The organism is Streptomyces sp. NPDC059582 (genome assembly GCF_042735715.1).
In the GTDB taxonomy this organism is placed as follows: domain Bacteria; phylum Actinomycetota; class Actinomycetes; order Streptomycetales; family Streptomycetaceae; genus Streptomyces.
On record NZ_JBHWCC010000003.1, the window covers coordinates 288,348 to 313,078 of the forward strand.

Below are 24,731 nucleotides of genomic sequence, written 5' to 3' on the forward strand. Positions count from 1 at the left end.
CGACGCCGGCCCCCGCGTCTCGCGCGGTGGCCGGCGTCCGTCCTCGCTCCCGACGGGCCGTCGGGCCCGGGTTCAGCGGGCGCCGACCAGTTCCCGCTCCGCGCCGCTGCGGCCCTCGGACTTCCCGCTGCGCAGGGCGGCGATGCCGATGAAGACCATCGAGGAGAGGCCGGCCAGGGCGAAGGCGGTGAAGCCCCAGTCGCCGTGGTTCGCGGCGAGCAGCTGGCCGCCGAGCCACGGGCCGAAGACGGCGCCGAAGCGGCCCATGCCGGAGGTCCAGCCGACGGCGGTGGCGCGGTCGTCCGGGCCGGAGCGGATCGAGACCGTCGCGTAGATCATCGTCTGGGCGCTGTTGAGGAAGACGCCGGTGAGGAAGACGACCACCATGGTCACGCTCATCGGCATGTGGACGCTGAGCAGGAAGACGCCGGCGGCGGTCAGCGCGAACCAGATCGCGGAGATCCGCGGGGCGCCGAAGCGGTCGGCGGCCCGGCCCGCGGCCAGCATGCCCACGATCCCGCCGAGGTTGAAGACCACCACGAAGGACAGGGCCGAGCCGAGCTCGTAGCCCTCGGCGCGCATGAGGGTGGGCAGCCAGGTGGCGACGCCGTAGACCAGCAGCAGGCCGCCGAAGGAGGCCAGCCAGTACAGCAGGGTCTGCGTCCACTCGCCCCCGCGGAAGAGGTTCACCAGCGCGTTCCAGCGGTCGGCCGCGCCCTGCCCGCCCGACGACTTCACGGCGGGCAGCTCGACGTCGTAGCGGTCGGCCAGTTCGCGGGCCTCCTCGGCGCGTCCCTTGGCGACGAGGAAGCTCAGCGACTCGGGCAGCAGCCGGGCCAGTACCGGGGCGAACAGCAGCGGTATCACGCAGACCCAGAAGGCGGCCCGCCGGCCGGCCGGCTCCACGAGCCACTTGGCCACGTAGGCGGAGAGGATGCCGCCCGCGTGGTGGGCGGTCATCAGCACGCCGATGACGATCGCGCCGCGGCCGCGCGGGGCGTAGTCGGAGACCATGCTGATGGCGGTGGGCAGCAGGCCGCCGAGGCCGACGCCGGCCAGGGTCCGGCCGAGGCCGAAGACCGTGAGGCTGTCCGCCATCGCGCACACGCCGGAGGCCAGCGAGAAGACGACCACGCACGACACCATCAGCTTCTTGCGGCCGACCCGGTCGGCGACGGTGCCCGCGGCGAGCGCGCCGACCAGCATGCCGAAGGTGGCGTAGCTGCCGAGGTCGCCGGCCTGGTCCGGAGTGAGGCCGAAGGTCTTCGTCGCCAGCAGGTGCGGCAGCACCGAGCCGTAGATGAACATGTCGAGGCCGTCGAAGAGGACGGCCAGCCAGCACAGACCGACGACCAGGAAGGCCAGTCTGCTGCCGCGAGCGGACAGCGCGGGGGAGGAGGACATCGTTGTTTTCCTCTCGTCCAGGAGGCGTTCCCTGGAGGGGACTCAATAGGCGGGCCGTCGCGGCTCGTGCGGCTGACCCGGTGTGCGCTAGACGCTAAGGATCCGCTTCCAGAGTGTCAACGCTTTTGTCAACAATCTCATCAACGATCCAGGGAGGCTGCTCCGTCGACATGACGGGGGCTCCGTCGAGGCGACCGGACTCGACTGGAGGGGACGGGGCTCCGTCGGGGCACGGCAAGGGGGTGAGCGCGCACGGCAAGGGGGTGGGTCGCGCACGGCGGTGCGCGACCCACCCCCCGGCAGGACCCGTGACGGGCGACGGCTACGCGACCGGCGGCGTGCCGTGCGTGTGGAAGGACTGGATGGTCTTCAGGCCCCAGGCCTGCCCCTTGGCCCGCTCGGTCTCGGTCCAGGTGATCAGCGGCCAGTCCGGGGCCAGCACCAGCCGCGTCAGCGGGTTGCACAGCTCGATCCGGTTGCCGCCCGGCTCGTAGACGTAGAGGAAGAACGTCTGCTGGATGGCGTGCTTGTGCGGGCCGGTCTCGATGAACACACCGCTGTCGATGGCGAGATCGGCGGCCCGCAGGATGTCCTCGCGGGTGTCGGTCGCGAAGGCGATGTGGTGCAGGCGCCCGGCCGAGCCCGTCCAGTCGGAGGTGTAGACGACGTCGTACGACTTGTCGGTGAAGGTCAGCCAGCGCGCCGCGATCTTCCCGGTGTCGAGCCGGATCTGCTCGGTGGGCCGGGCGCCCAGCACGTTCTGCTGGAACTCGGCGTTGGCGAGCACGTCGGCGGCGAGGAAGTTGATGTGGTCCAGGCGCCGCACCCCCACCCCCCGGTTGGGCTTGGCCTGCGGCTGGTTCTTCAGCGTCGGCCTCAGCTCCTCGGGGGCCCGGTAGTACTCGCTCTCCCAGTACAGGGCGTGTTCGTGGCCGTCCGGGTCGGTGGTGACGTACAGCTTGCCGAGCCCCGGCTCGTCCTCGGCCCAGTGGCCGGTGCCGCCCGCCTCCTCGTTCGCCGCGACCCGGCGCCGGAGGGCCTCCTCGCTGGAGGTGCGCAGGGCGAGCCGGCCGAGACCCGGCTGCGCGCGGGCGGTGAGCACCAGGCTGTGGTGCTCGTAGTCGTCGAAGGTCCGCAGGTAGACGGTGTCGCCCTGCTGCCCGTTGACGGTGAGCCCCAGGTAGTCGGTGAAGAAGGCGACGCTGGCGTCCAGGTCCGGGGTGAACAGCCGGGCGTGGCCGATGTGGGCGATGTCGCCGAGCGGCGGAGTCATCGCTGACCTCCTCGGGATGGTGCGGGTGTCGGTGCCGTCTCGGCGGCCCTCGGGAAGACAGTGCCGTCGAAGATCTTGCGGGCCGTACGGACCACGGCCGTACGGCGGGCCGTGGGCAGGCCGTCGGGACCGGTGCCGAGGCTGCTCTCGATGTCGAGGAACCCCGTGGGGTGCTCGATGCGGACGCGGTCTCCCCGGTCGGGGAGCCGGGCCAGTCGCGCGCCCACGCCCCCTTCGATGCGCAGTCCGGCGGCCACGCCGGCCGCGCCGAGCACGCCGATCGAGGTGTGGCAGCGGACCGGGATGAAGGTCCGGGTGGTGACCGCGCCGCCGTCGCGGGGCGGGGCGAGCAGGGTCACCTTGGGCACGGTGGTGTCCGAGACGTCACCCAGGCCCATCAACCGGCCCGCCACCAGGCGCAGTTCGCGCAGCCGGCCGGCGAGGACGAGGTCGTCCTCCAGGTCCTTGGGCTGCTCGTAGCCGGTGACGTCGAGGTCGGAGGCGGCGACGAGCACGGTCGGCATGCCGTTGTCCACGCAGGTCACCGCAACGCCGTCGATCACGTCCAGGACGTTCCCGGTGGGCAGCAACGGGTGGGCGCCCGGCGGGAACTCGATCGTCACGGGGGCGGCCGTGCCGGGCACGCCCGAGATCGCGGCGCCGCCCGTGTAGTCGACCCGGCCGCCCGGCGTCGGGAAGGTCGCCGTGGCGAGGTCGCCGGTGTTGGTCATCCTGATACGTACGGAGGTGCGTTCCTTCCCCGCCGGTACCAGCCCGCGCTCCACGGCGAACGGCCCGATGCCCGCGAGGATGTTCCCGCAGTTCTGACGGTCGCTCACCTCCGGCCGGTCGACGGCGACCTGGAGGAAGAGGTAGTCGACGTCGGCGCGCGGGTCACCGGAGCGTGAGACCACGCCGACCTTGCTGGTGAGCGGGTGCGCCCCGCCCAGGCCGTCGATCTGGCGCGTGTCCGGGCTGCCCATGATGCGCAACAGCAGCTCGTCCCGGGCGGCAGGCTCGGCGGGCAGGTCCTCGGCCAGGAAGTAGGCGCCCTTGGAGGTGCCGCCCCGCATCAGCAGGCAGCGCACTTCCTCGGGGCCGCCCTCGGGGCCGCCCTCGGGGCCGCCCTCGGGGCCGCCCTCGGGGCCGCCCTCGGGGCCGCCCTCGGGGCCGTCCTCGGGGCCGCGGGTCACGATCCCGCTCCCTCGCCGGTGTACTCCTCGTAGGTCCGGTACTCCACGCCGAGACGCTTCAGCGTGTCGCGCAGACCGTAGCGGTCCAGGCCGAGTTGGCCGTCGACGAAGGCGGCGCGGGTGGCGGCCTCCTTGGCCTCGCGGACCTCGGCCGCCTCGGCGGTGGCGCGGGCGCGCTCGCGGGGGACGACCACCACGCCGTCGTCGTCGGCGAGAATCACGTCACCGGGGCGAACCACCTGGCCGTCGATGACGATCGGCACGTTGACCGAGCCGCCGGTGGCCTTCACGGTGCCTTGCGCGCAGACGGCCCGGGCCCAGGCCGCGAAGCCCATGTCCCGCAGCTCCTGAGTGTCCCGGATGCCCGCGTCGGTGACCACGCCCCGCACCCCGCGCCGTTGGAGCGCGGTGGCGAACAGCTCGCCGAACATGCCGTCGGTGGACGGCGAGGTGGTGGTGACGACCAGGATGTCGCCCTCCCCGCACTGCTCGACGGCGGCGTGGATCATGAGGTTGTCGCCGGGCCAGCTGAGCACGGTCACCGCCGTGCCGGCGACGCGTACGCCCTGCTGGACGGGGCGGATCCGCGGGCCGAGCAGGCCGGTGCGGCCCATCGCCTCGCCGACGGTGGCCACGCCGAAGCCGGCCAGCGCGTCGACGTCCTGGGCGTCCGCCTTCGGCGGGTCGGTGACGATCACGCCGCTCATGCCAGCTCCTTCGCGATCTGCGGGTACGGACGCATGTACGCCTCGGCCATGGTCTTGTGCGCCAGGCCCAGGTTGGGGCCCGCGTTGCGCTTGAGCTGGACACCGCGGCGCACGGCGAGGTCGGTGTAGTAGTCCCACAGGTGCTGCTGGGCGCCGAGGCACTCCATGGCCTCGCGCTTGGTGTCCCACACCTCGGTGATGTCGAGCAGCACCTCGGGCCGGAAGCCGCTCATCTCCGGCTGGTGCGGCTCGAAGAAGAAGACCGGCGGGGCGCCGATGATCTCGCCCGGACCGGGGTAGCCGATGGCCTGGGCGAGGACGCGGGCCTCCAGGGCCATGCGGTTGGCGGCCGGGTGGTCACCGTTGTACGGGTCCTCGGCGGGGTGGGTGAGGACGACGTCCGGCTGGGTGTCGCGGTAGACCTCGACGAGCTTGTCGGTCAGCTCGGCGGTGGCGACCAGCGGATAGTCGCCGGCGTCGAAGAAGCGGACTTCGGCACCGAGGGTGGCCGCGGCACGCTCGGCCTCGTCCCGGCGTATCGCCTTGATCTCCTCCAGCTTCCGTCCCTCGCGCCACGCCTTCGCGGACTCCCCGCGCTCGCCGAAGGTCAGGCACGCGATGGTGACCTTCTCGCCCCGGGACGCGGCCAGGGCGACGGCTCCGCCCGCACGCCAGACGAAGTCCCCGGCGTGCGCGGTGATGACGAGTGTCGAGCGTGGAACGGCGGGCGCGTTGCCATGCGTCATTGCAGAAATCTCCTTGATGGACAGGTGGGCGCCCGCCCCGCGTGTGCCGGTCGGCCGCGCGTCAGTCGCGCAACGCCTCGATCACACTGGTGAGGTGGGCGCGGACGGCCGCCTCGGCCGCCTGCGGGTCCCTGGCCCGGATCGCCTCGATCATGGTCAGGTGCTCGTTCAGGGACTGCTGCGGGCGTCCGGGACGAAGCGCCAACTGGAAGCGGTGGCGAACCAGTTGGGCGTTGAGCCGTTCCAGCAGCTCCTGGGCGGTCCGCTGGTCGGAGAACTCCCTGATCCGGACGTGCAGTTCGTGGTTGAGATCGGAGTAGGTCACCGGCTCGCCGCCGGCCACCGACTTGGTCATGGCCGTGCCGAGGTCGGTCAGTTCACTCAGCTGCTCGTCGCTGGCCGCGACAGCGGCCTTCGCCGCGCACAGCCCTTCGAGGACCATGCGGCACTCGGTGATGGCGACCGCTTCGTCCACGGTCACCACCCGCACCCGCGAACCGCGGTTGCGGATCCGCTCGACCAGCCCCTGGGACTCCAGGTCGATGAGTGCCGCCCGGATGCTGGCCCGTGTCACACCGAACTGCTCGGCGAGCTCGTTCTCCACCAACCGCTGCGCCGGTGCCATGTCGCCGTGCAGGATCGCTTGCCGCAGCTGCGTCAACGCATGCTGTTTGGCCTGCTCCCCGGTGCTCGGACGGGCTTCTGTCGGCATGTGCCCTCCCTGAGTGAGTGCCTGTCGAACCTAAATCTAGCCAAACAAGATTGTCAACAATTTTGTCTGCCTTATTGCTCGCACATGTTCGGCGGCGCTACGGTCCCGGGGCGGCGGCACCTGATCCCTCCGCTTCCTTCCGCACCCTTCTGCCGCCCTCCTCTCTTTCTGCGTACTTCCGTGTATTTCGGCGTATTTCCACTTCCGTTCCGGAGGCGACTCCGGTCCGACGATCGAATGGAGACCGCGCATGCCCAGGCTGACCCGATGGTTCCGGTGGGGAAGAGCCGGCTTCATGACCGGCCTCGCCGCCGCCCTCGCACTCGTGACCGGCGCGGGCACGGCCCCCGCCCAGGGCGCCGACGCCGGCGCACCGGCGGCCGCCCCGGTCACCGCCGTGGCCGCCGCGAGCGGCACGTCCGCGGGGATCACACCGGCCCTCCCCTGCGCCGGCGTCGCCGCGCTGGACCTGGCGAGCGCCGTGCCCGGCACCCCGTTCGAGATCACCTCGGCCGCCGAGCTGGCCGCAGGCGGCAACACGCTCGGCGACTGGGCCGCCTGCTACGTGAAGGGCGTCATCGCCCCCCAGATCCACTTCGAGATGCGTCTGCCCCTGACGGGCTGGCAGGCCGACTACCTCCAGGTCGGCTGCGGCGGCCTGTGCGGCAACGTGAACACGGGCGGCGCGCCCGCCTCGGCCGGCTGCGTCCCGCTGACCACCGGCGCCTTCGCCGTCGCCTCCAGCGACGAGGGCCACTACCAGGGCGGCGGTCTGTTCTCGACGGACCCGACGCTGCGCGCCGACTTCGGCTACAAGTCCGACCACGAACTGGCCCAGGTGGCGAAGGCCGTCATCGAGCGGTTCTACGGGCGGCCCGCGTCGCACTCCTACTTCGACGGCTGCTCGCAGGGCGGGCACCAAGCGCTCACCGAGGCCCAGCGCTACCCGACCGACTTCGACGGCATCGTCGCCGGTGCCCCGGCCAACAACTTCACCGCCCTGAACACCTTCTCGCACGCCTGGACCGCGCAGTCCGTCTTCCTGGACGGCGGCACGGCCACCCTCACCACGGCCGACCTCGCGCCGCTGCACGCGGCCGTGCTCCAGGGCTGCGGCGCGCCCGCCGACGGGATCACCGCCGACCCGCTGGCCTGCCACTGGGACCCCGCGAGCATCCGGTGCGCGGCAGGCCACCACCCCACGGCCGCGGACTTCTGTCTGACCGCGGACCAGGTCACCACCCTGCGCCGCATCTACGCGGGCCCGACCGACGAGCACGGCAGACTGCTGTACCCGGGGTACCAGCTGCGCGGCTCCGAGCTGAACTGGGCGGGCGTCATCGTGCCGGCCACCGCCACCGGTTCGACCGGCGACCAGAGCTTCGTCCGGGAGACCATCCGCTACCAGATCTTCGACAGCCCGCGGCCGGCGCTGACGTACGAGGACATCAAGTTCACCGCGGCCTACTACGAGAAGGTCATGCGGCCCAACGAGGGCATGTACGACGCCACCGACCCCGACCTGTCGGCCTTCCGGAAGGCCGGGGGCAAGCTGATCCTCTGGCACGGTCTGGGCGACCAGCACATCCCGGCCGTCGGCACGATGGCGTACTACAAGGCCGTCCAGAAGGCGATGGGCGGCGCCGAGGCGACCAGCGCCTTCGCCCGGCTGTTCCTGCTCCCGGGTGTCGCCCACTGCGGCGGCGGCCAGGGCCCGAACACCTTCGACGCGCTGAGCGCCCTCACCGACTGGGTCACCAAGGGCGTGGCCCCGGCGAGCCTGCTGACCAGCACGGTCGACAGCGCCGGACACGTCACCTCCGCCCGCCCGGCCTACCCCTTCCCGTACGTCGCCAGGAACACCGGGGGCGGCTCGGCCGACGACCCGGCCGGCTACACCGCCGTGAAGTCCACCGCCGAGGCCGGACTCACCCTGGACCGGCTCGGTTTCTTCCGCTCCGGCTACGAGACCGTCGGCGACTGGGTCGGCGGGAAGTGGGTCGTCCGCAAGGGCAAGAACTGACCTGACCGGATGTGGTGGGTCCGCACCGGCGGGGCGCGACACCGACGGCGCCGGTGCGGTCCACGACGGCCGACGTGGACCACGTACGACCGGTGCGGGCCGGCACGACCGGTGCGGGCGAGGCCACCACGACCGGTACGGACCACCATGACCGGTGCGGGCCGGCACGACCAGTGCGGGCGAGGCCACCACGACCGGTACGGACCACCATGACCGGTGCGGGCCAGGCCACCACGACCGGTACGGACCACCACCACGCCGACCGCTCCGGACCGTCACAAGGGCACGCGGCGCCGCTGCTCGATGGGCGCGTTCCGGCCCGTACGCGCGCCCGGTGCTCGCGCCGGTCCGCGCCGCCGCGACGAAGTGTCCTCCCACCTGCGCCGATACCGCACACTCTGTCGGCGGACCGGGGGGCGTCCGCTCGCTAGGGTCGCCGCATGACCCAAAGCCTCGTACTCCATGTCCCCGACGCCGAGCTCGTGCCCGAGCCGCTCGACCCGGCGCAGATCGTCGCCGGAACGCCCGAGGTGACCGGAAAGGTGGTCCGGGAGTCGCGGGACGGCCGGCAGATCCGGGGCGTCTGGCAGATCACCCCCGGCGTGGTGACCGACACGGAGGCCGACGAACTGTTCGTCGTGGTCAGCGGTTCGGCGACGATCGAGGTCGAGGGCGGACCGACACTGCGGGTCGGTCCCGGCGACCTGGCGGTGCTGCGCGAGGGGGACCGTACGACGTGGACGGTCCACGAGACGCTGCGCAAGGTGTACGCGATCAACCTCTGAGGTCCGCCGCAGGCGGTGCCGTCGTGCCGCGGATCTCCAGGGTCGGCACGGCGAGATGGACCCGGCCCGCTCCCCCGGGGGTCTCCAGGCGGTCGAGGAGGCAGCGGGCGGCGCGGCGGCCGACCTCGTGGCCCGCGGCGTCGACGGTGGTGAGCCAGACGTGGCGCAGCCGGGCGATGCTCGTGTTGTCGTAGCCGACCACGGACAGGTCGTGCGGCACACGCAGGCCCAGTTCGGCGGCGGCCGACAGGACACCGACGGAGGCGATGTCGTTGACGGCGAAGACGGCGGTGGGCCGCCCGGGGTGTCCCAGCAGCCGGACGGCGGTGCGGTAGCCGCCCTCCTCGGTCATGTCGCCGGGTTCGACCCGCGCGCCGTCGGCCAGCCCGTGCGCCCGCATCGTCGCCTCGAAGCTGCGCCGGCGCAGCTCGCCCACCGCGCCGTAGCCCGCGATGTGCGCGATCCGGCGGTGGCCGAGGGCGATCAGATGCTCGGTGGCCAGTCGCGCGCCGTGCTCGTCGTCGCCCGCGACGAGGTCCGCGCCGGGCGGCACGGTCTCGCGGGCGCCCGCGACCACGACCGGCACGCGGGCGGCGACCGCGCCGAGCGCGGCCGGGTCGGGCAGCGTGCCGACCACGACCAGACCGTCGGCCTGGAGGTCCAGGAAGGGGCCGGTGAGGTCGTGGCCGGTGCGGCGGTTGAGGCGGGCGTCGGCGAGCAGCATGTGCAGGCCGCCCGCGTGCAGCAGGGAGTTCAGGCCGTCGAGCAGGTCGACGAACCAGGGGTTGCGCAGATCGTTCAGGAGGACGCCTACCGTGCGGGTGCGCTGTTCGCTGAGGCTGCGCGCGGCGGCGTTGGGCCGGTAGCCGAGCTCGCGCGCGGCCCGCAGGACGGCGTCCCGCTTCTCGGGGCGCACCTGGTCGGAGCCGCGCAGCACCAGCGAGACCAGCGACTTGGACACGCCGGCCTGGTCGGCGACGTCACGGATCGTCGGCGGTCTCATGTCATGGACCGTTCCACGGGCCTCGCCGGGTTGTCAAAGGGAACGAAGGGCGGCGGACGGCACCAGAGGCTTCGGAGCTGGGGTTGACACCGGAGTGACGCGCGCCCAGGGTGACCTGGACAGGTAGTTGGACCGGTCCAAAGAGGGGCTGTCATGGTGGTACGTCCGCTCGGTGTCGCCGTCGTCGGGTTCGGCTGGATGGGCCGGGTGCACACCCAGGCGTATCTGCGGGTGCGGCACCACTATCCGCACCTGGCCCTGCGTCCTGAGCTGGTGACGGTCGCCGAGGACGTGCCGGGCCGGGCCGAGGAGGCGGCCGCGCGGTACGGGTTCGCGTCCACCGCCCGCGACTGGCGCGAGGTGGCCGCCGACCCGCGGGTGGCGGCGGTCAGCGTCACCGCCCCGAACTTCCTGCACCGCGAGATCGGCGTCGCGATGGCCGAGGCGGGCAAGCACCTGTGGATCGAGAAGCCGGTGGGCCTGACGGTGGCGGACGCGAGCGCGGTGGCGGACGCGGTCGCCAAGGCCGGTGTGCAGGGCGCGGTCGGCTTCAACTACCGCAACGCGCCCGCCGTGGAGGCCGCCCGCGAGCTGATCGCCTCCGGCGGCATCGGCGGCATCACCCATGTCCGCATCCGGCTGTTCAGCGACTACGCGGCCCATCCCGAGGGAGCTCTGACCTGGCGGTACGAGCGGGAGCGGGGCGGCAGCGGAGTGCTGGGGGACCTCGCCTCGCACGGCGCGGACCTGGCTCGTCATCTGCTCGGCGACATCACGTCCCTGACCGCCGACACGGCCGTCTTCGTGCCGGAGCGGTCCCGCCCGCTCGGCGCCACGGCCGGCCACACGCGGGCCACCGGCGGCGAGCCGGGCCCGGTCGAGAACGAGGACTACGTCAGCTGTCTGCTGCGCTTCGCCTCCGGCGCCCGCGGTGTCCTGGAGGCCTGCCGGGTCTCGGTCGGCGAGCAGAACAACTACGGTTTCGAGGTACACGGCACCGCGGGCGCGGTGTTCTGGGACTTCCGCAGGATGAACGAGCTGGGCGTCAGCCGCGGCACGGCCTACCAGGACCAGCCCGTCAGTACGGTGTACGTCGGTCCGGGCGACGGCGAGTTCGGCGCGTTCCAGCCGGGTGCGGCGAACGCGATGGGCTACGACGACCTGAAGGTGATCGAGGCGTACCGCTTCCTGCGCTCCGTCGCCGAGGACACCCCGTACGGCGCCACCCTCGCCGACGCGGTGCGCAGCGCGGCCGTGCTGGACGCGATGACGCGGTCCGCCGAGAGTGGCGCCTGGGTCAACGTGACGTCGGCGTAGGCAGCGTGTAGGGCGGCATGTTGTACGGGGTGACCACCTGGATCGCCGACGGCAGCACCGGACCGGCGGGCGGCAGGGCGCCGTGGGCGCGCATCAGGACGTGGCAGGCCTCGCGCAGGTCCTGGCGCAGGTCGTGATGGAGCACGGCGGACAGCCGGTGCTCGCCCAGCAGACGGGTGTTGTCGTGGTCGAGGTCGTGGGCGACGAACACCGCGCAGTCACGGCCGAGGTCCGCGAAGGCGCGGAGCGTGGCGATGTTTCCGCCGCCGATCGAGTAAACCGCCCGGATCTCCGGGTCGCGTTCCAGCGCGGCCCGCACCAGGTCGTACTGGGTGGCGTCCAGGCCCTGCCCCTCGGCGATCTCGACCAGGGCGCGCTGCGGACGCAGGGCGCGCATGGCGGCGCGAAAGCCCATCTCGCGCTCCTCCTCGTTGCGGAAGAACCCGCTGCTGAGGCTGGTGAGCACATTGCCGGGCCGGTCGCCGAGCCACTGGCCCATGAGGTACGCGGCGGTGGCACCGGCCGCCCGGTTGTCGATACCGACGTAAGCCTGCCGGGCGCTCGCGGGCAGGTCCGTCACCAGGGTCACCACCGGGATGCCCGCGGCTTCGAGCCGGCCCACGGCCGCGGTCACCTCGGGGACGTCCGGGGCCTTGAGGATCACGCCCTGCGAGCCGCGCCGGGCGATCCGGTCCAGGGTCGCGACCTGCTCCCGCGCGGGGCCCGTCTCGCGGAAGTGGAAGCGGGAGCGGATCACCGCCGGGTGCAGGGCGGGCAACTCGGCCTCCAGCGCGGCGCGTACGGCGGTGCTGAACCGCTCGGGCGTCTGCATCACGATGTCGACCATGAAGGTGCGGCCGACGAGCCGCACCTGGGTGCGCTGCCGGTCCAGGTCGGCGATGGCCCGCCGCACCTCCCGCTCGGTGCTGTCGCGCACCCCGCCCCGCCCGTTCAGGACCCGGTCCACGGTGGCCTCGCTCAGACCTGCCTGACGTGCGATCTCGCGGATCGGGAAGGGGTGGCCCATGGGGAGGACTCCTCAGCTCCTTGAGGGGTTTTTGATGGCTGGCTGCTGGTTGTTCGACGGGTTTGTACTGACAAGAATGACAGCACCGCGTCGCACTCGTGACCGAAGGAAGGACGACGATGTCCCTCACCGCCGCACAGCGCCGGGTCTGGCTGTCCGCCCAGGACTGCGACCTGGCCGCCTTCCGCACCCTGGTCGAACGGACCACCGACCTCGCCGCCTATCCGCACGCCTCCGCCGTGACGGACGGCGTCCTCGTCTACGACAGCGACCGGCTGCGCGGCGCAGGGGACCGCCGGGAGGTGGGGGCCGAGCTGGTCCGCGCGCTCGACGAGGGGCCGGGCGTCGTGGTCCTCCGCGGTGCCTTCCCGGACCCGGCGGTCGTCGACCGGGCCACGGCCGTGTTCGACGCCCTGATCGCCGAGCAGCGTGCCTCGGGCGCGGGCGCCGGGGACCACTTCGCCCGGCCGGGCGCGAACGACCGGGTGTGGAACGCGCTGGAGAAGGCGGCCCGGTACGACCCGGAGGCGTTCGCCGACTACTACGCCAACGACATCCTGGCGCTGGTCTCGTCGGCCTGGCTCGGCCCCGGCTACCAGGTCACCTCCCAGGTCAACGTGGTCAACCCGGGCGGCGCCGCGCAGACCGCGCACCGCGACTACCACCTCGGTTTCCTCACCGACGAGGCCGCGGCCGCCTATCCGGCCCATGTGCACCGCCTCTCCCCCGTGCTCACCCTCCAGGGCGCGGTCGCGCACGGCGACATGCCGGTCGAGTCCGGCCCGACGATGTACCTCCCGTACTCGCAGCGGTACGAGCCGGGCTACCTGGCCTGGCGACGCCCCGAGTTCCAGGCGTACTTCGAGGACCGGCACGTCCAGCTCCCGCTGGCGAAGGGCGACGCCGCCTTCTTCAACCCGGCGCTGTTCCACGCGGCCGGCACCAACCGCACTTCCGACGTCCGGCGCATGGCGAACCTCCTCCAGGTCTCGTCCGCCTTCGGGCGGGCGATGGAGACGGTGGACCGGGAGGCGGTGGTGAACGCGGTCTTCCCGGTGCTGCTGGACCGCGCGGCCGCCGGCGCCGGCCAGGCGTGGCTGGAGAACGTGATCGCCGCGAGCGCCGAGGGCTATCCCTTCCCCACCAACCTCGACGAGGACCCGCCGGTCGGCGGTCTCGCGCCGCCGTCGCAGGCGGACGTCGTACGGCGGGCCGTGCGCGAGGAGTGGACCGCGCAGGCGCTGCGCGAGGAGCTGCGGGCCGCTGCCGGGCGACGTGAGAGCTGAGAGCAGAGAGCTGAGTGGGGAACGTCATGGGACTGCTCGACGACAAGGTCGTCCTGGTCAACGGCGGCAGCCAGGGCGTCGGGGCGGCGATCGCGCGCGCCGCGGTGCGCGAGGGGGCGGCGGTGGTCGTCACCGGGCGGCGCTCCGAGCCCGGTGAGGCGCTCGTGGCCGAGCTGACGGCGGCCGGGGGCAAGGCCGGGTACGTACGCGCGGACCTCGCGGACGCGGCCCAGGCGAAGGCTTCCGTCGCGGAGGTGGTGGCCGCCCACGGTCGTGTCGACTGCCTGGTCAACTCGGCGGGGCTGACCTCCCGCGGCACCCTGCTGGACACCACGCCCGAGCTGTTCGACGCGCACATCGCGATCAACCTCAAGGGGCCGTTCTTCGCGATGCAGGCGGCGGTCGCCGACATGGTGCAGCGCGGGGCGCCCGGCACGATCGTCAACATCATCACCTCCTCGCAGCACGGCGGACAGCCGTTCCTGGCGCCGTACGTGGCCGCCAAGGCCGGACTCGCCGGACTCACCCGCAACGCCGCGCACGCCCACCGCTGGGACCGGATCCGGATCAACGGCCTGAACATCGGCTGGACCGCGACCGAGGGCGAGGACGCGACCCAGCGCGCCTTCCACGGTGCGGGCGACGACTGGCGCGAACAGGCGGCGGCCCGGCTGCCGATGGGCAGGCTGGGGCAGCCGGACGAGATCGCCGACTTCGTGGTGCTGCTGCTGTCCGACCGGTCCGGTGTGGTCACCGGTTCGGTGATCGACTGGGACCAGAACGTCCTCGGCGGCCTCGACTAGCCGGCCTCCCTCACCTCACACGCGACCCGCACCACCGGCACTACCCGCACCACCCGCACTACCCGCACTACCCGCACTACCCGCACTACCCGCACCACCGGCACTACCCGCACCGCCCGCACCGCCCGCACCGCCCGCACCCAAGGAGCACTCACCCTCATGCGCATCGGAATCCTCGGCCTCGGCCGCATCGGCGCCTTCCACGCCGAGACCCTCTCCGGACTCGACGCCGTCGAGTCGCTCGTCGTCGCCGACCCGTTCACCCAGGCCGCCAAGGCGGCGGGCGAGCGGTTCGGCGCCGAGGTCGCGGACTCGCCCGAGGCGGTGCTGGCCGCCGGGGTGGACGGCATCGTGGTGGCGGCAGCCACCGACGCCCACCCCGCCCTGATCACGGCCGCCGTGGCGGCCGGCGTCCCCGTCTTCTGCGAGAAGCCCGTCGCGCGCACCATGCGCGAGGGCGTCGAGGTGCTGAAGGCGGTCGAGGGCAGTGACGTCCCGATCCAGATCGGCTTCAACCGCCGCTTCGACACGGGCTTCGTCGCCGCCCGCGCGGCCGTGGCGGCCGGTGAGCTCGGCAAGCTGCACACGGTCCGGTCGACGACGCTGGACCCGGCGCCGCCGCCGGCCGCGTACGTCGCCGCCTCCGGAGGCATCTTCCGCGACTGTTCCGTGCACGACTTCGACATCATCCGGTGGGTGACGGGCCGTGAGGTGACCGAGGTGTACGCGGTCGGCGGCAACCGCGGTGCCGACTACATCAGGGAGGCGGGCGACGCCGACACCACCGGCGCGGTCCTCACCCTGGACGACGGCACGATCGCCGTGGTCTCCAACAGCCGCCACAACGCCCGCGGTTACGACGTGCGCATGGAGCTGCACGGGTTCGCGGACTCGATCGCGGTCGGGCTGGACGACAAGCTGCCGCTGCGGTCCGTGGAGCCGGGCGTGACCTTCCCGGCCGGCGTCCCGCACGACTTCTTCATGGACCGGTTCACCGACGCCTACCGCGCCGAACTGACCGCGTTCACCGAGGTCGTCGCCGGCGGCCGGCCGTCGCCGTGCACGGTCGCGGACGCCCTGGAGGCGGGCTGGGTCGCCGAGGCGTGCACGCTGTCGCTGCACGAGCACCGGCCGGTACGGATCGACGAGGTGCGCGCGCTCTGACGGCGACGGCGTCCGTCCGCGGGGACGGTGCCCTCGGGTCCCGTCCCCGCGGTGCGGCCGCGTCGGCTCACAGGCAGTACCGGACCAGCCACTCGTCCGGGTCGTAGGCGGTGCGCGCCGGGTCCGGCGCGATGGCCGGCCGCTCCTCCACCGTGTCCTGCGGACGGATCCGCTCCGGCAGGGCGCCGAACCTCGACCGCCGCAGGGCCTCGGCGGTGTCCGGTGCCGTTCCCTCGTGCTCCGCGTGCGCCATGTCGTCCTCCCCGCTCCGATGTGCGCCTCCGCGACCGTGCACGGAGGGCCCCTCCCTCACCTAACGCGTTTCACCTCGCCGCTGGTTCCGCCGGCAGGTCGAAGACATGGTCCGGAGAGACGATCTTCGTGATCGCGTCGCCGAGGAGGGTGCTGGGCTCCGTGCCCTTGTGGTCGATGTCGGTGTTCAGCAGCACGACCAGCGTCGTCTGCGCCGACGGCAGGTAGACGGTCAGGGACTCGTAGCCCGGCAGTGAGCCGTTGTGGCCGATCCAGCCGTCGACGTTGAAGATGCCCAGGCCGTAGCCCGCGCCCGGGATCGTGGTCGGGGCCGTGGTGAGCCGCTGCTTCTGGGTGAAGGGGCTGATCAGGGTGTTGCCGTCGGGCAGGACACCGGTGGCGACCGTGCGCGCCCAGATCCGCAGGTCGTCCAGGGTCGAGATCATCGCGCCCGCGGCCCAGGCCCAGGACGGGTTCCAGTCGGCCGTGTCCTCGACCTTCCCGTCCGCCGTCTGGTTCGAGTAGCCCTGCGCGTGCGGGTCGGGGTACTCCGCGCCCACCGGGAAGAGACTGTGGTCCATTCCGGCCGGCAGCAGGACGTGGTCGCGGATGTAGTCCTGGAGCTTCTTCCCGGACAGCTTCTCGACGACCAGGCCGAGCAGGACCAGGTTGGTGTTGCTGTAGGAGAACTTGTCACCCGGCGGGAACAGCACGGGGTGCCTGAACGCGAAGTCGAGCAGTTGCCGCGGGGTGTACGACCGCTGCGGATCGGTCGTCAGCGCCTTGAAGAAGTCGTCGTCCTCGGTGTAGTTGAACAGGCCGCTGCGCATCCCGGCCAACTGGCGCAGGGTGATCTCGTCGCCGTTGGGCACCCCGTCGACGTACCGGTCGATCGTGTCGTCGAGGCCTGCCTCGCCCTGGTCCACCAGCTCCAGCAGCGCGGTGACGGTGAACGTCTTGGTCTCGCTGCCGATCCGCGTGTAGAGGTCGTTCGTCATCTTCCGGCCTTCGCTCCTGTCGGCGACGCCGAAGGACCTCACGTACTCGCCCTCGTCGGGCGTCCACAGCCCGACGGTCACCCCGGGGATGTCCGCCTCGTCCATCACCCGACGTACGACGGCGTCCAACTGGCGCCGCACGGCGGGGGTCAGCTCGCGGACGGCGTCCTCGGAGGCGGACGGGGAGGGCGGGTCGGCGGCGGGTGCGTCCGTGGCGGTCGGCGGTGCGGCGAGGGCCGTCCCGCCCGCGACCGGGACCATGAGCATCGCCACCGCGGTGGCGAGAACGGCCCCCCTGCGCAGTCGTGTGCACGCGTGCGTCATGGGCTGCTCCCACGTGTGGGGACATGAGGACGGACCCGCCCAGTCGTCGCACCGTGGACGGAGGCCGGACGGCCCCGCACCCACCAGGATAGAAGCGCCCGCACGCCACCGCCTGTCGACGGCACGCGGCGCCGAGCACCTGCCGGGGATCGTCGGGGAACCACACGCCCCAGGAGTCGGGGGCCGGGCCGACCCGGATCCGGTCGAGGGTGGGGACCTGCCCTCTCAGGAGGTCCCTTCGGGCGGGGCGGGCGCGGCCGACCCGGTGAGGTCCTCCGCTTCGGGGAGCCCCTCGACGTCGACTCCGCGGACCTGTGCCAACTCGTGCTTGAGCGCAGCGAGTTCGGCGCCGCCCGCCATGTGGTTGGTGAGATCCTCGAGGCTGACCTCGCTGCGGTCGGCGCTGAGTTCGAGGGTGCCCAGCCGCAGCACGCTGAAGTGGTCGCCGACCATGTAGGCGTGGTGCGGGTTGTGGGTGATGAAGATGACGCCGAGGCCGCGGTCGCGGGCGGCGGCGATGTACTTCAGGACCACGCCGGACTGCTTGACGCCGAGGGCGGCCGTCGGCTCGTCCAGGATCAGCACGCGGGCACCGAAGTAGACGGCGCGGGCGATGGCCACGCACTGGCGCTGGCCGCCGGAGAGGGTGCCGATGGGCTGGTCAAGGTCGTCGAGGACGATGCCCATGTTGCGCAGTTCCTCGTCGGCGGTCCGCTTCATCCGCTCGATGTCGAGGCGGCGCACGGGCCAGGGGCCCTTGGTCATCTCGGAGCCCAGGAAGAAGTTCCGCCACACCGGCATCAGCGGGACCGTCGCCAGGTCCTGGTAGACGGTGGCGATGCCCTTGTCGAGGGCCTCGCGCGGGGTGCCGAAGCGCACCGGTGTGCCGTCGACGAGGAACTCGCCCTCGGTGTGCTGGTGCAGCCCTGAGACGATCTTGATGAGGGTGGACTTGCCGGCGCCGTTGTCGCCCAGGACGCAGGTCACCCGGCCGGCGTGGACCGTGAGGTCGACTCCGTGCAGGGCGCGGATGTTGCCGTAGGACTTGCCCGCGTCCCGGAGTTCGACGACGGGTGCGCCCCGGTCGGGGGCGGTGTCCTTGAGGACGGCTCCGTGCGGACCGGTTCCGTTGGTAGTCATGTTCACCTCCGGGTCGCCGTGCGGCGGACCCACAGATTGACGAGGGCGGCGACCAGGAGCATGACGCCGAGGAACGCCTTGAACCAGTCGGGGTTCCAGTTGGCGTAGACGATGCCCTGGTTGACCATGCCGAAGATGAAGGCGCCGATGACCGGGCCGACCGCGGAGCCGTAGCCGCCGGTGAGCAGGCAGCCGCCGATGACCGCGGCGATGATGTACAGGAACTCGTTGCCGACGCCCTCACCGGACTGCACCGTGTTGAACGAGAACAGCAGGTGCATGCCGACCAGCCAGGCACCGGCGCCCACGCCCATGAACAGGGCGATCTTGGTGAAACTGACCGGCACGCCGACCGCGCGGGCACTGTCCTTGTTGCCGCCGACCGCGAAGATCCAGTTGCCGAACCTGGTGCGCAGCAGCAGCCAGGTGGCGGCCGCGGCGAGCACCAGCCAGTAGACGATCGTGATCTTGAAGTCCACTCCCCCGACGCTGAACTCGGAGGCGAAGATCTTCTTGGCCTGGGCGAAGCCGTCCATGTCCGCGATCGAGTCGCTGGCGACATTGCCCGTGAAGATCTTGGTGACGGCGAGGTTGGCGCCCTGGAGGATCAGGAACGAGCCCAGGGTGACCAGGAAGCTGGGCAGTCCGGTCTTGATCAGCAGCCAGCCGTTGAAGGCGCCGACGGCCAGGGCGGCGATCAGGGCCACGATCACGCCGGTCCACACGTTCACCGTGAACTGGAAGCTCAGGATGGCAGCGGTCAGCGCCGAGGTGGTGACGGCGACACCGGCGGACAGGTCGAACTCGCCACCGATCATCAGCAGGGCCACCGGCAGCGTCATGATGCCCATGACGGACGCCTGGTAGAGGACGGTGGAAAGGGCGCCTGCGTCGCGGAAGGAGGGGGCCACCGCGAAGAAGAAGACGTACACGCCGATCGCGGCGATCAGCGCGCCCACCTCCGGGCGGGCGAGCAGCCTGCGCCACAGGGCGCGCTGGGCGGTGCGCCCGTCCTTGTGGCCGGCCGGCGAGGCCGGCGACGAGGAACTCGCCGCCGGTGCCGTTGCTTGGGTCATCTCAGATCACCGGGTGCCCTTCGCGGCGAACGCGGCGACCCGCTCGACGTTGGACTTGTCCACGAAGGCCGGCCCGGTCAGCACCGGCTGCTCCCCGCCGCCGCTGTAGTTGCCGTTGTTCTTGTAGAGCCACAGCGAGTCCACCGCCAGGTAGCCCTGGAGATAGGGCTGCTGGTCGACCGCGAACTGGATGTCGCCCTGGGAGATGGCGGTGGTGAGGTCCTTGTTGAGGTCGAAGGTGGCGATCTTCGCCTTGCTGCCCGCGTCCCCGACCGACTGCACCGCGGTCAGCGCGTACGGCGCGCCGAGGGCGACGACGTAGTCGATGGCGCCGTCCTGCTTCAGCTTGGCGGTGATGGTGGACTTCACGGACGGCATGTCGGTGCCGTTGACGTAGAGGATCTCGGTGGTGCCCTGGAAGGTCTTCTTCACCCCGGCGCAGCGCTGAGTGAGGCCGACGTTGCCCTGTTCCTGGATCACGCAGACGGTCTTCTTGGCGCCGACCTCGTTCAGCTTCTTGCCGAACGCCTCGCCGGCCACGCTCTCGTCCTGTCCGAAGAACGACATCAGGCCCAGGTTCTTCCAGTCGCTCAGGCCGGAGTTGAGGCCGACCACGGGTATCCCGGCCTGCTCCGCCTTGCTCGCGACGTCCTTCATCGCGTCCGGCTTGGCCAGGGTGATGGCGATGCCGTCGACCTTCTGGTCGATCGCGTTCTGCACCAGGTTGGCCTGGTTGCCGGCGTTCGGGTCGGCGGAGTAGACGAGCTTGATGTTGTCCTTGTCGGCGGCGGCCTGCGCGCCCTTGCGGACGATGTCCCAGAAGGTGTCGCCGGGGGCCTGGTGGGTGACGAGCGCGACCGTCATGCGGGGTGTGGTGGCCTTGCCCGCGGCAGCGTTGTCCCCGCCTTCCTCGGCCTTCTTGCCGCCTGAGCTGCTGGAGCAGCCCGCCAGGGTCAGAACTGCCGCGGCGGCCACGGCCATCACGGGGACCAGCCTGCGGGAGCGGACGCGAGAGGAACGATCCATCTTTCCTGCACCTCACTGTGCGACGGGGGAACGACGGGAAAGGGGGAGGGATCCGGGAAGATCCGGGGGCCCTGGTCGGGCCGTGGGTACGGCTGTTGCGCTGGGACGGGATCCAATCCCCTGCCGCCACCTACTGTCAATACTTTGTTAAGACATCATTTCAGAACAAGGTCAGGATGTAAGTACAAACCATTGACATCGACAGCCGCCGGGACCTACACCTGAAGACGTCCCGATCACGGCTCCGCGTCGGGATCGATCTACCCGCTGCGGTCGGGTGTACCCCTGGACGAAGACCGAGGCGAAAGAGCGATGGGAGGCAACCGGTGCTCGACTCCGTGCACTTCGACCTGGACCGCATCAGCCCGGTCCCGCTCTACTACCAGCTCGCACGGCAGTTGGAGGCGGTGATCGACCAAGGGGCCCTCGTCCCGGGCGACCTGCTGGGCAACGAGATCGACCTCTCCGTACGCCTCGGACTGTCCCGGCCCACGGTCCGCCAGGCCATCCAGTTGCTGGTCGACAAGGGGCTGCTGGTGCGCCGCCGCGGGGTGGGCACCCAGGTGGTGCACCGTCAGGTCAAGCGCCCACTGGAGCTCAGCAGCCTCTACGACGACCTGGAGGCGGCCGGCCAGGGCCCCACGACCGAGGTGCTGCGCCACGAGGCCGTCCCGGCGGGCGCCGGCGTGGCCGCCGCCCTCGGGGTCACGGAAGGCGCCGAGGTCACGGTCCTGGAGCGGCTGCGCCGCACGCACGGCAGGCCGGTGGCCTCCCTGTGCAACTACCTTCCGGCAGGCCTCCTCCAACTCGACCGCACAAGGCTGGAGTCGAGCGGTCTGTACCGGTTGATGCGCTCCGCCGGAATCACCCTGCACAGCGCCCGCCAGACCATCGGCGCCCGCTCCGCGACCGCCGAGGAGGCCGCCCGCCTCGACGAGCGCCCCGGGGCAGCGCTGCTGACCATGACACGCACGGCATACGACGACACCGGACGGGCCGTCGAGTTCGGCACGCACATCTACCGCGCGTCCCGGTACGCCTTCGACTTCCAGTTGCTGGTCAGACCGTAGCGGTTCCAGTTGCTGGTCAGACCGTAGCGGTCGAGGGGCCAAGTCGCAGGCGTCCGCGTCGATTACGTTTCGGGCAAGAGGGACGGGAGCTCTTGACTGCGCCAGTACATGCGACTGTCATTACGCCCACGATGTTTGGTCGAGTTGGTTTCTGATCGGTTTCGAAGACCTTTCGGGCGCCAGCTCTCCCCTTGACCGAACCCTGTCACTCAGGAGCCGCCATGCGCCTGTCCTCTTCCGGTCTCTCCGTGCCGGGGCCCAGCCGACGTTCACTGCTGCGTGGAGTCGGCGGCGCAGCCGTCCTCGCCGGTGCCGGGATACCCCTGCTTTCCGCCTGCGGCGGCAGCGGCACCGCCTCGGACCCGAAGACCGTCACCCTCGGCTCCAACGGCTCGGACGCCGTGCCGAAGAAGGCCTACGCGGAGATCTACGCGACCTTCAAGAAGCAGTCCGGCATCACCGTCGATGTCAACACGAAGGACCACAACACCTTCCAGGAGCAGATCAACTCCTACCTTCAGGGCACGCCGGACGACGTCTTCAACTGGTTCGCCGGGTACCGCATGCAGTTCTTCGCGAAGAAGGGCCTGGCGACCCCGCTCGACGAGGTGTGGGACAAGATCGGGGACAACTTCCCCGACGCGATGAAGAAGCTCAGCAAGGGCGAGGACGGCAAGTACTACTTCGTGCCGCTGGACACGTACCCGTGGGCGATCTTCTACCGCAAGAGCGTCTTCAAGGCGCACGGCTACACGGTCCCCACCACCTGGGACCAGCTCGTGGCCCTGTGCAAGCAGATGAAGAAGGACAACCTGGTCCCGATCGCCTTCGGCGACAAGGACGCCTGGCCCGCGCTCGGCACCTTCGACCAGATCAACTTCCGCACCAACGGCTACGACTTCCACGTCGAGTTGATGGCGGGCAAGGCGTCCTGGACCGACGCCAAGGTGCGCACCGTCTTCGACCACTGGGCCGAGCTGCTGCCCTACCACCAGGACGGCGCCGTGGGCCGCACCTGGCAGGACGCCGCGCAGACGCTGGTGTCGAAGAAGGCCGGCATGTACCTGCTGGGCACCTTCGTCGCGCAGCAGTTCACCGACCCGGCCGACCTCGAGGACCTCGACTTCTTCGCCTTCCCGGAGATCGACCCCACGTACGGCCAGGACACCGTCGAGGCCCCCACCGACGGGTACATGCTCAGCAAGTCCCCGAAGAACAAGGCCGGCGCCCTCAAGCTGCTGGAGTTCCTGGGCACCCCGGAGGCCGAGGCGCTCTACCTCAAGGCGGACCCGAGCGTCGTCGCCGCCTCGTCCAAGGCCGACACCGCCTCGTACTCCGCGCTGCAGAAGAAGGCGTACGACATGATCAGCGGGGCGAAGAGCCTCACGCAGTTCATGGACCGCGACAGCCGTCCGGACTTCACCTCCACGGTGATGCAGCCCGCGCTCCAGAAGTTCGTCCGCGACCCCAAGGGCGTCGACAGCATGCTCTCCTCGATCGAGCGCCAGAAGAAGACGATCTTCGCATCCGCATGAGCACCGAGACGACCACGAAGTCCCCGGAGGCGGCCGCCGTGCCGCCTCCGGGCACCGCGCTTTCCAAGAAGCGGGCAGCGCAGGGCCACGGGCGCCTGCTCACCCGCCGCGACCGCATCACGCTCGCCCTCATGGCGGGCGTGCCCACGGTCCTGCACGTCGCCCTCGTGTGGCTCACGGCCTTCGCCTCGATCGCGCTGGCCTTCACCACCTGGGACGGCATCGGCTTCGACTCCATCAAGTGGGTCGGACTGGACAACTTCAGGGAGCTGTTCACCAACAACCCGCAGTTCTGGCCCGCGGTCCAGCACAACATCATCTGGTTCGTCGCGCTCATCCTGATCCCGACCCCGTTCGGGCTCTTCCTGGCCGTGCAGCTGGACAAGCAGATCCGGTTCAGCCGGGTCTACCAGACCGCGTTCTTCCTCCCCGTCGTGGTGTCGCTGGCGGTCACCGGATTCGTCTGGCAGCTCGTCTACAACCCCGACACGGGCCTCATCAACAGCCTCATCGGGGCCAACGAGCCGGGCCACTACATCGACTGGATCGGCGACCCGGACCTCAACCTGTGGGCCGTTCTGATCGCCGCCTCCTGGCGCCACACCGGCTACATGATGATCCTCTACCTGGCCGGTCTCAAGGGCGTCGACCCGTCGCTGCGGGAGGCCTCCGCGCTGGACGGCGCGAACGAGTGGCAGACGTTCAAGAACGTCATCTTCCCGACGCTGCGGCCCACCAACACCGTCGTCCTGGTCGTCACCATCATCGAGGCCCTGCGCGCCTTCGACCTGGTGTTCGTCTTCAACAAGGGCGCCCAGGGCACCGAGTTGCTGTCGATCCTGGTCACCAACAACATCATCGGCGAGTCCAGCCGCATCGGGTACGGGTCGGCCATCGCCGTCGTCCTGCTGGTGATCTCGCTCGCCGTGATCATCCCGTACCTGGTGGCCACCTTCCGGAAGGAGCGGCGCGCATGAGCACCCCCACCGCCGCGCTCGGCAAGCAGCGCACCCCGGTCCGCCCGGCCCGGGTCCTGCTGCACGTGTTCCTCGTCGTCACCTCGCTGGTCTGGCTCGCCCCGCTGCTGTGGGCGCTGCTCGCGGCCCTGCGGCCGTACTCGGAGACGAGCGACAAGGGCTACGTCTCCTGGCCGGACAAGCTGAGCCTCGACAACTTCACCAACGCGTTCGAGCAGTCGGACATGACGCACTACTTCGTCAACACGCTGCTCATCGCGGTGCCGGCCGTGCTGCTGACGCTGCTGCTGTCGTCGATGGTCGCCTTCTACGTCAGCCGCTTCGACTTCCGGCTCAACCTGTTCCTGCTGCTGGTCTTCACGGCCGGCAACCTGCTGCCGCAGCAGGTCATCATCACCCCGCTGTACCGCCTGTACCTCCTGGTGGACCTGCCCGGCATCACTGTCAGCGGCAAGCTGTACGACTCCGCGCTCGGCCTGGTGCTCATCCATGTGGCGTTCCAGTCCGGGTTCTGCGCGTTCGTGCTGAGCAACTACATGCGCATGCTGCCGCACGAGCTGACCGAGGCCGCGCTCGTCGACGGGGCGTCGGTGTGGCGGATGTACTGGCAGATCGTGCTGCCGCTGTGCAAGCCCGCCATGGCGGCCCTGGCGACGCTGCTGTCCATCTGGATCTACAACGACTTCTTCTGGGCCATCGTCCTGATCTCCACCGGCGAGAACATGCCGATCACCTCGGCCCTGAACAACCTCTCCGGGCAGTACTTCACCGACCCCAACCTGGTCGCCGCCGGCGCCCTGCTCACGGCGATCCCGACGCTGATCGTGTACTTCGCGCTCCAGCGGCAGTTCGTCAGCGGTCTCACCCTCGGCGCCAACAAGGGCTGACCC

At 71.0% G+C, this 24,731-nt stretch carries 23 protein-coding genes and 1 pseudogene; 10 read left to right on the top strand and 14 right to left on the bottom strand.

Annotated elements, in window-relative coordinates; genetic code table 11:
• Positions 1-72: 72 nt before the first annotated feature.
• From ACFV0T_RS04865 to ACFV0T_RS04890, 6 genes are all read right to left on the bottom strand, one after another.
• The gene (locus ACFV0T_RS04865) at positions 73-1,404 is read right to left on the bottom strand and encodes an MFS transporter (RefSeq protein WP_385774455.1); all 1,332 of its coding nucleotides are present in this window, start codon (positions 1,402-1,404) and stop codon (positions 73-75) included.
• Between the two features lie 322 nt (positions 1,405-1,726).
• Positions 1,727-2,677 (bottom strand): VOC family protein, encoded by a 951-nt coding sequence (locus tag ACFV0T_RS04870; RefSeq protein ID WP_385774457.1) that lies wholly within the window; start codon positions 2,675-2,677, stop codon positions 1,727-1,729.
• Positions 2,674-3,750 (bottom strand): 4-oxalomesaconate tautomerase, encoded by a 1,077-nt coding sequence (locus ACFV0T_RS04875; protein WP_385774546.1) that lies wholly within the window; start codon positions 3,748-3,750, stop codon positions 2,674-2,676. Before ACFV0T_RS04875 ends, ACFV0T_RS04870 begins: the two co-directional genes overlap by 4 nt.
• A 116-nt stretch (positions 3,751-3,866) precedes the next feature.
• The gene (locus ACFV0T_RS04880) at positions 3,867-4,577 is read right to left on the bottom strand and encodes a 4-carboxy-4-hydroxy-2-oxoadipate aldolase/oxaloacetate decarboxylase (protein ID WP_385774459.1); all 711 of its coding nucleotides are present in this window, start codon (positions 4,575-4,577) and stop codon (positions 3,867-3,869) included.
• Positions 4,574-5,323 (bottom strand): PIG-L deacetylase family protein, encoded by a 750-nt coding sequence (locus tag ACFV0T_RS04885; protein ID WP_385774461.1) that lies wholly within the window; start codon positions 5,321-5,323, stop codon positions 4,574-4,576. The genes ACFV0T_RS04880 and ACFV0T_RS04885 overlap by 4 nt, the downstream gene beginning before the upstream one ends.
• A gap of 61 nt (positions 5,324-5,384) precedes the next feature.
• Entirely contained in the window at positions 5,385-6,035 is a 651-nt protein-coding gene (locus tag ACFV0T_RS04890) for a GntR family transcriptional regulator (protein ID WP_385774463.1), read from the bottom strand.
• 250 nt (positions 6,036-6,285) lie between these two features.
• On the opposite strand from ACFV0T_RS04890, the gene ACFV0T_RS04895 reads away from it, so the two are divergent.
• Together ACFV0T_RS04895 and ACFV0T_RS04900 are read left to right on the top strand one after the other, a co-directional pair.
• A complete protein-coding gene (locus tag ACFV0T_RS04895) occupies positions 6,286-8,058 on the top strand; it encodes a tannase/feruloyl esterase family alpha/beta hydrolase (RefSeq protein WP_385774465.1) in 1,773 nt (590 codons plus the stop codon).
• Positions 8,059-8,498: 440 nt separating this feature from the next.
• Positions 8,499-8,843, top strand: a complete 345-nt coding sequence (locus ACFV0T_RS04900; RefSeq protein WP_385774467.1) for a cupin domain-containing protein — start codon at positions 8,499-8,501, stop codon at positions 8,841-8,843.
• Here ACFV0T_RS04900 and ACFV0T_RS04905 read toward each other — a convergent pair.
• Positions 8,833-9,846 carry a LacI family DNA-binding transcriptional regulator gene (locus ACFV0T_RS04905; protein WP_385774469.1) on the bottom strand — a complete coding sequence of 338 codons (1,014 nt, stop codon included), beginning with the start codon at positions 9,844-9,846 and terminating at the stop codon, positions 8,833-8,835. The two genes, ACFV0T_RS04900 and ACFV0T_RS04905, sit on opposite strands and share 11 nt — an antisense overlap.
• Before the next feature lie 156 nt (positions 9,847-10,002).
• Here ACFV0T_RS04905 and ACFV0T_RS04910 point away from each other — a divergent pair, with 156 nt between their 5' ends.
• Positions 10,003-11,163 (top strand): Gfo/Idh/MocA family protein, encoded by a 1,161-nt coding sequence (locus ACFV0T_RS04910; protein WP_385774548.1) that lies wholly within the window; start codon positions 10,003-10,005, stop codon positions 11,161-11,163.
• Here ACFV0T_RS04910 and ACFV0T_RS04915 read toward each other — a convergent pair.
• Complete coding sequence (locus ACFV0T_RS04915) at positions 11,144-12,190, bottom strand: LacI family DNA-binding transcriptional regulator (RefSeq protein ID WP_385774471.1); 1,047 nt, start codon at positions 12,188-12,190, stop codon at positions 11,144-11,146. The two genes, ACFV0T_RS04910 and ACFV0T_RS04915, sit on opposite strands and share 20 nt — an antisense overlap.
• Before the next feature lie 119 nt (positions 12,191-12,309).
• Here ACFV0T_RS04915 and ACFV0T_RS04920 point away from each other — a divergent pair, with 119 nt between their 5' ends.
• The 3 genes from ACFV0T_RS04920 (at position 12,310) to ACFV0T_RS04930 (ending at position 15,443) form a co-directional block, all read left to right on the top strand.
• A complete protein-coding gene (locus ACFV0T_RS04920) occupies positions 12,310-13,476 on the top strand; it encodes a phytanoyl-CoA dioxygenase family protein (protein ID WP_385774473.1) in 1,167 nt (388 codons plus the stop codon).
• A 26-nt stretch (positions 13,477-13,502) separates the two neighbouring features.
• Positions 13,503-14,279 carry an SDR family oxidoreductase gene (locus ACFV0T_RS04925; RefSeq protein WP_385774475.1) on the top strand — a complete coding sequence of 259 codons (777 nt, stop codon included), beginning with the start codon at positions 13,503-13,505 and terminating at the stop codon, positions 14,277-14,279.
• A 159-nt stretch (positions 14,280-14,438) separates the two neighbouring features.
• On the top strand, positions 14,439-15,443 hold the full coding sequence (locus ACFV0T_RS04930) for a Gfo/Idh/MocA family oxidoreductase (protein ID WP_385774477.1): 1,005 nt from the start codon (positions 14,439-14,441) through the stop codon (positions 15,441-15,443).
• 67 nt (positions 15,444-15,510) lie between these two features.
• Here ACFV0T_RS04930 and ACFV0T_RS04935 read toward each other — a convergent pair whose 3' ends face one another.
• The 6 genes and pseudogenes from ACFV0T_RS04935 to ACFV0T_RS04960 all read right to left on the bottom strand — a co-directional run bounded on the left by ACFV0T_RS04935 (position 15,511) and on the right by ACFV0T_RS04960 (position 20,259).
• A complete protein-coding gene (locus ACFV0T_RS04935; RefSeq protein ID WP_385774479.1) occupies positions 15,511-15,696 on the bottom strand; it encodes a hypothetical protein in 186 nt (61 codons plus the stop codon).
• Positions 15,697-15,766: 70 nt separating this feature from the next.
• A complete protein-coding gene (locus ACFV0T_RS04940) occupies positions 15,767-17,017 on the bottom strand; it encodes a serine hydrolase domain-containing protein (protein WP_385774481.1) in 1,251 nt (416 codons plus the stop codon).
• A gap of 136 nt (positions 17,018-17,153) precedes the next feature.
• Positions 17,154-17,246: pseudogene (locus tag ACFV0T_RS04945) on the bottom strand (2-keto-myo-inositol dehydratase); the annotation flags it as partial.
• Positions 17,243-18,157, bottom strand: a complete 915-nt coding sequence (locus ACFV0T_RS04950) for an ATP-binding cassette domain-containing protein (protein WP_385774483.1) — start codon at positions 18,155-18,157, stop codon at positions 17,243-17,245. The gene ACFV0T_RS04950 and the pseudogene ACFV0T_RS04945, both read right to left, overlap by 4 nt.
• Positions 18,158-18,159: 2 nt before the next feature.
• Positions 18,160-19,233: an ABC transporter permease gene (locus ACFV0T_RS04955; protein WP_385774485.1), complete on the bottom strand. Its 1,074-nt coding sequence runs from the start codon at positions 19,231-19,233 to the stop codon at positions 18,160-18,162.
• Between the two features lie 6 nt (positions 19,234-19,239).
• On the bottom strand, positions 19,240-20,259 hold the full coding sequence (locus ACFV0T_RS04960) for a substrate-binding domain-containing protein (RefSeq protein ID WP_385774487.1): 1,020 nt from the start codon (positions 20,257-20,259) through the stop codon (positions 19,240-19,242).
• 326 nt (positions 20,260-20,585) lie between these two features.
• Between ACFV0T_RS04960 and ACFV0T_RS04965 the strand changes: the two genes are divergently transcribed.
• From ACFV0T_RS04965 to ACFV0T_RS04980, 4 genes are all read left to right on the top strand, one after another.
• Positions 20,586-21,329, top strand: coding sequence for a GntR family transcriptional regulator (locus ACFV0T_RS04965; protein WP_385774489.1), 744 nt, complete (start codon positions 20,586-20,588; stop codon positions 21,327-21,329).
• A 221-nt stretch (positions 21,330-21,550) separates the two neighbouring features.
• Positions 21,551-22,864, top strand: coding sequence for an ABC transporter substrate-binding protein (locus tag ACFV0T_RS04970; RefSeq protein ID WP_385774491.1), 1,314 nt, complete (start codon positions 21,551-21,553; stop codon positions 22,862-22,864).
• Positions 22,861-23,841, top strand: a complete 981-nt coding sequence (locus ACFV0T_RS04975) for a carbohydrate ABC transporter permease (protein ID WP_385774493.1) — start codon at positions 22,861-22,863, stop codon at positions 23,839-23,841. The genes ACFV0T_RS04970 and ACFV0T_RS04975 overlap by 4 nt, the downstream gene beginning before the upstream one ends.
• Entirely contained in the window at positions 23,838-24,728 is an 891-nt protein-coding gene (locus tag ACFV0T_RS04980; RefSeq protein WP_385774495.1) for a carbohydrate ABC transporter permease, read from the top strand. The genes ACFV0T_RS04975 and ACFV0T_RS04980 overlap by 4 nt, the downstream gene beginning before the upstream one ends.
• Positions 24,729-24,731: the final 3 nt, after the last annotated feature.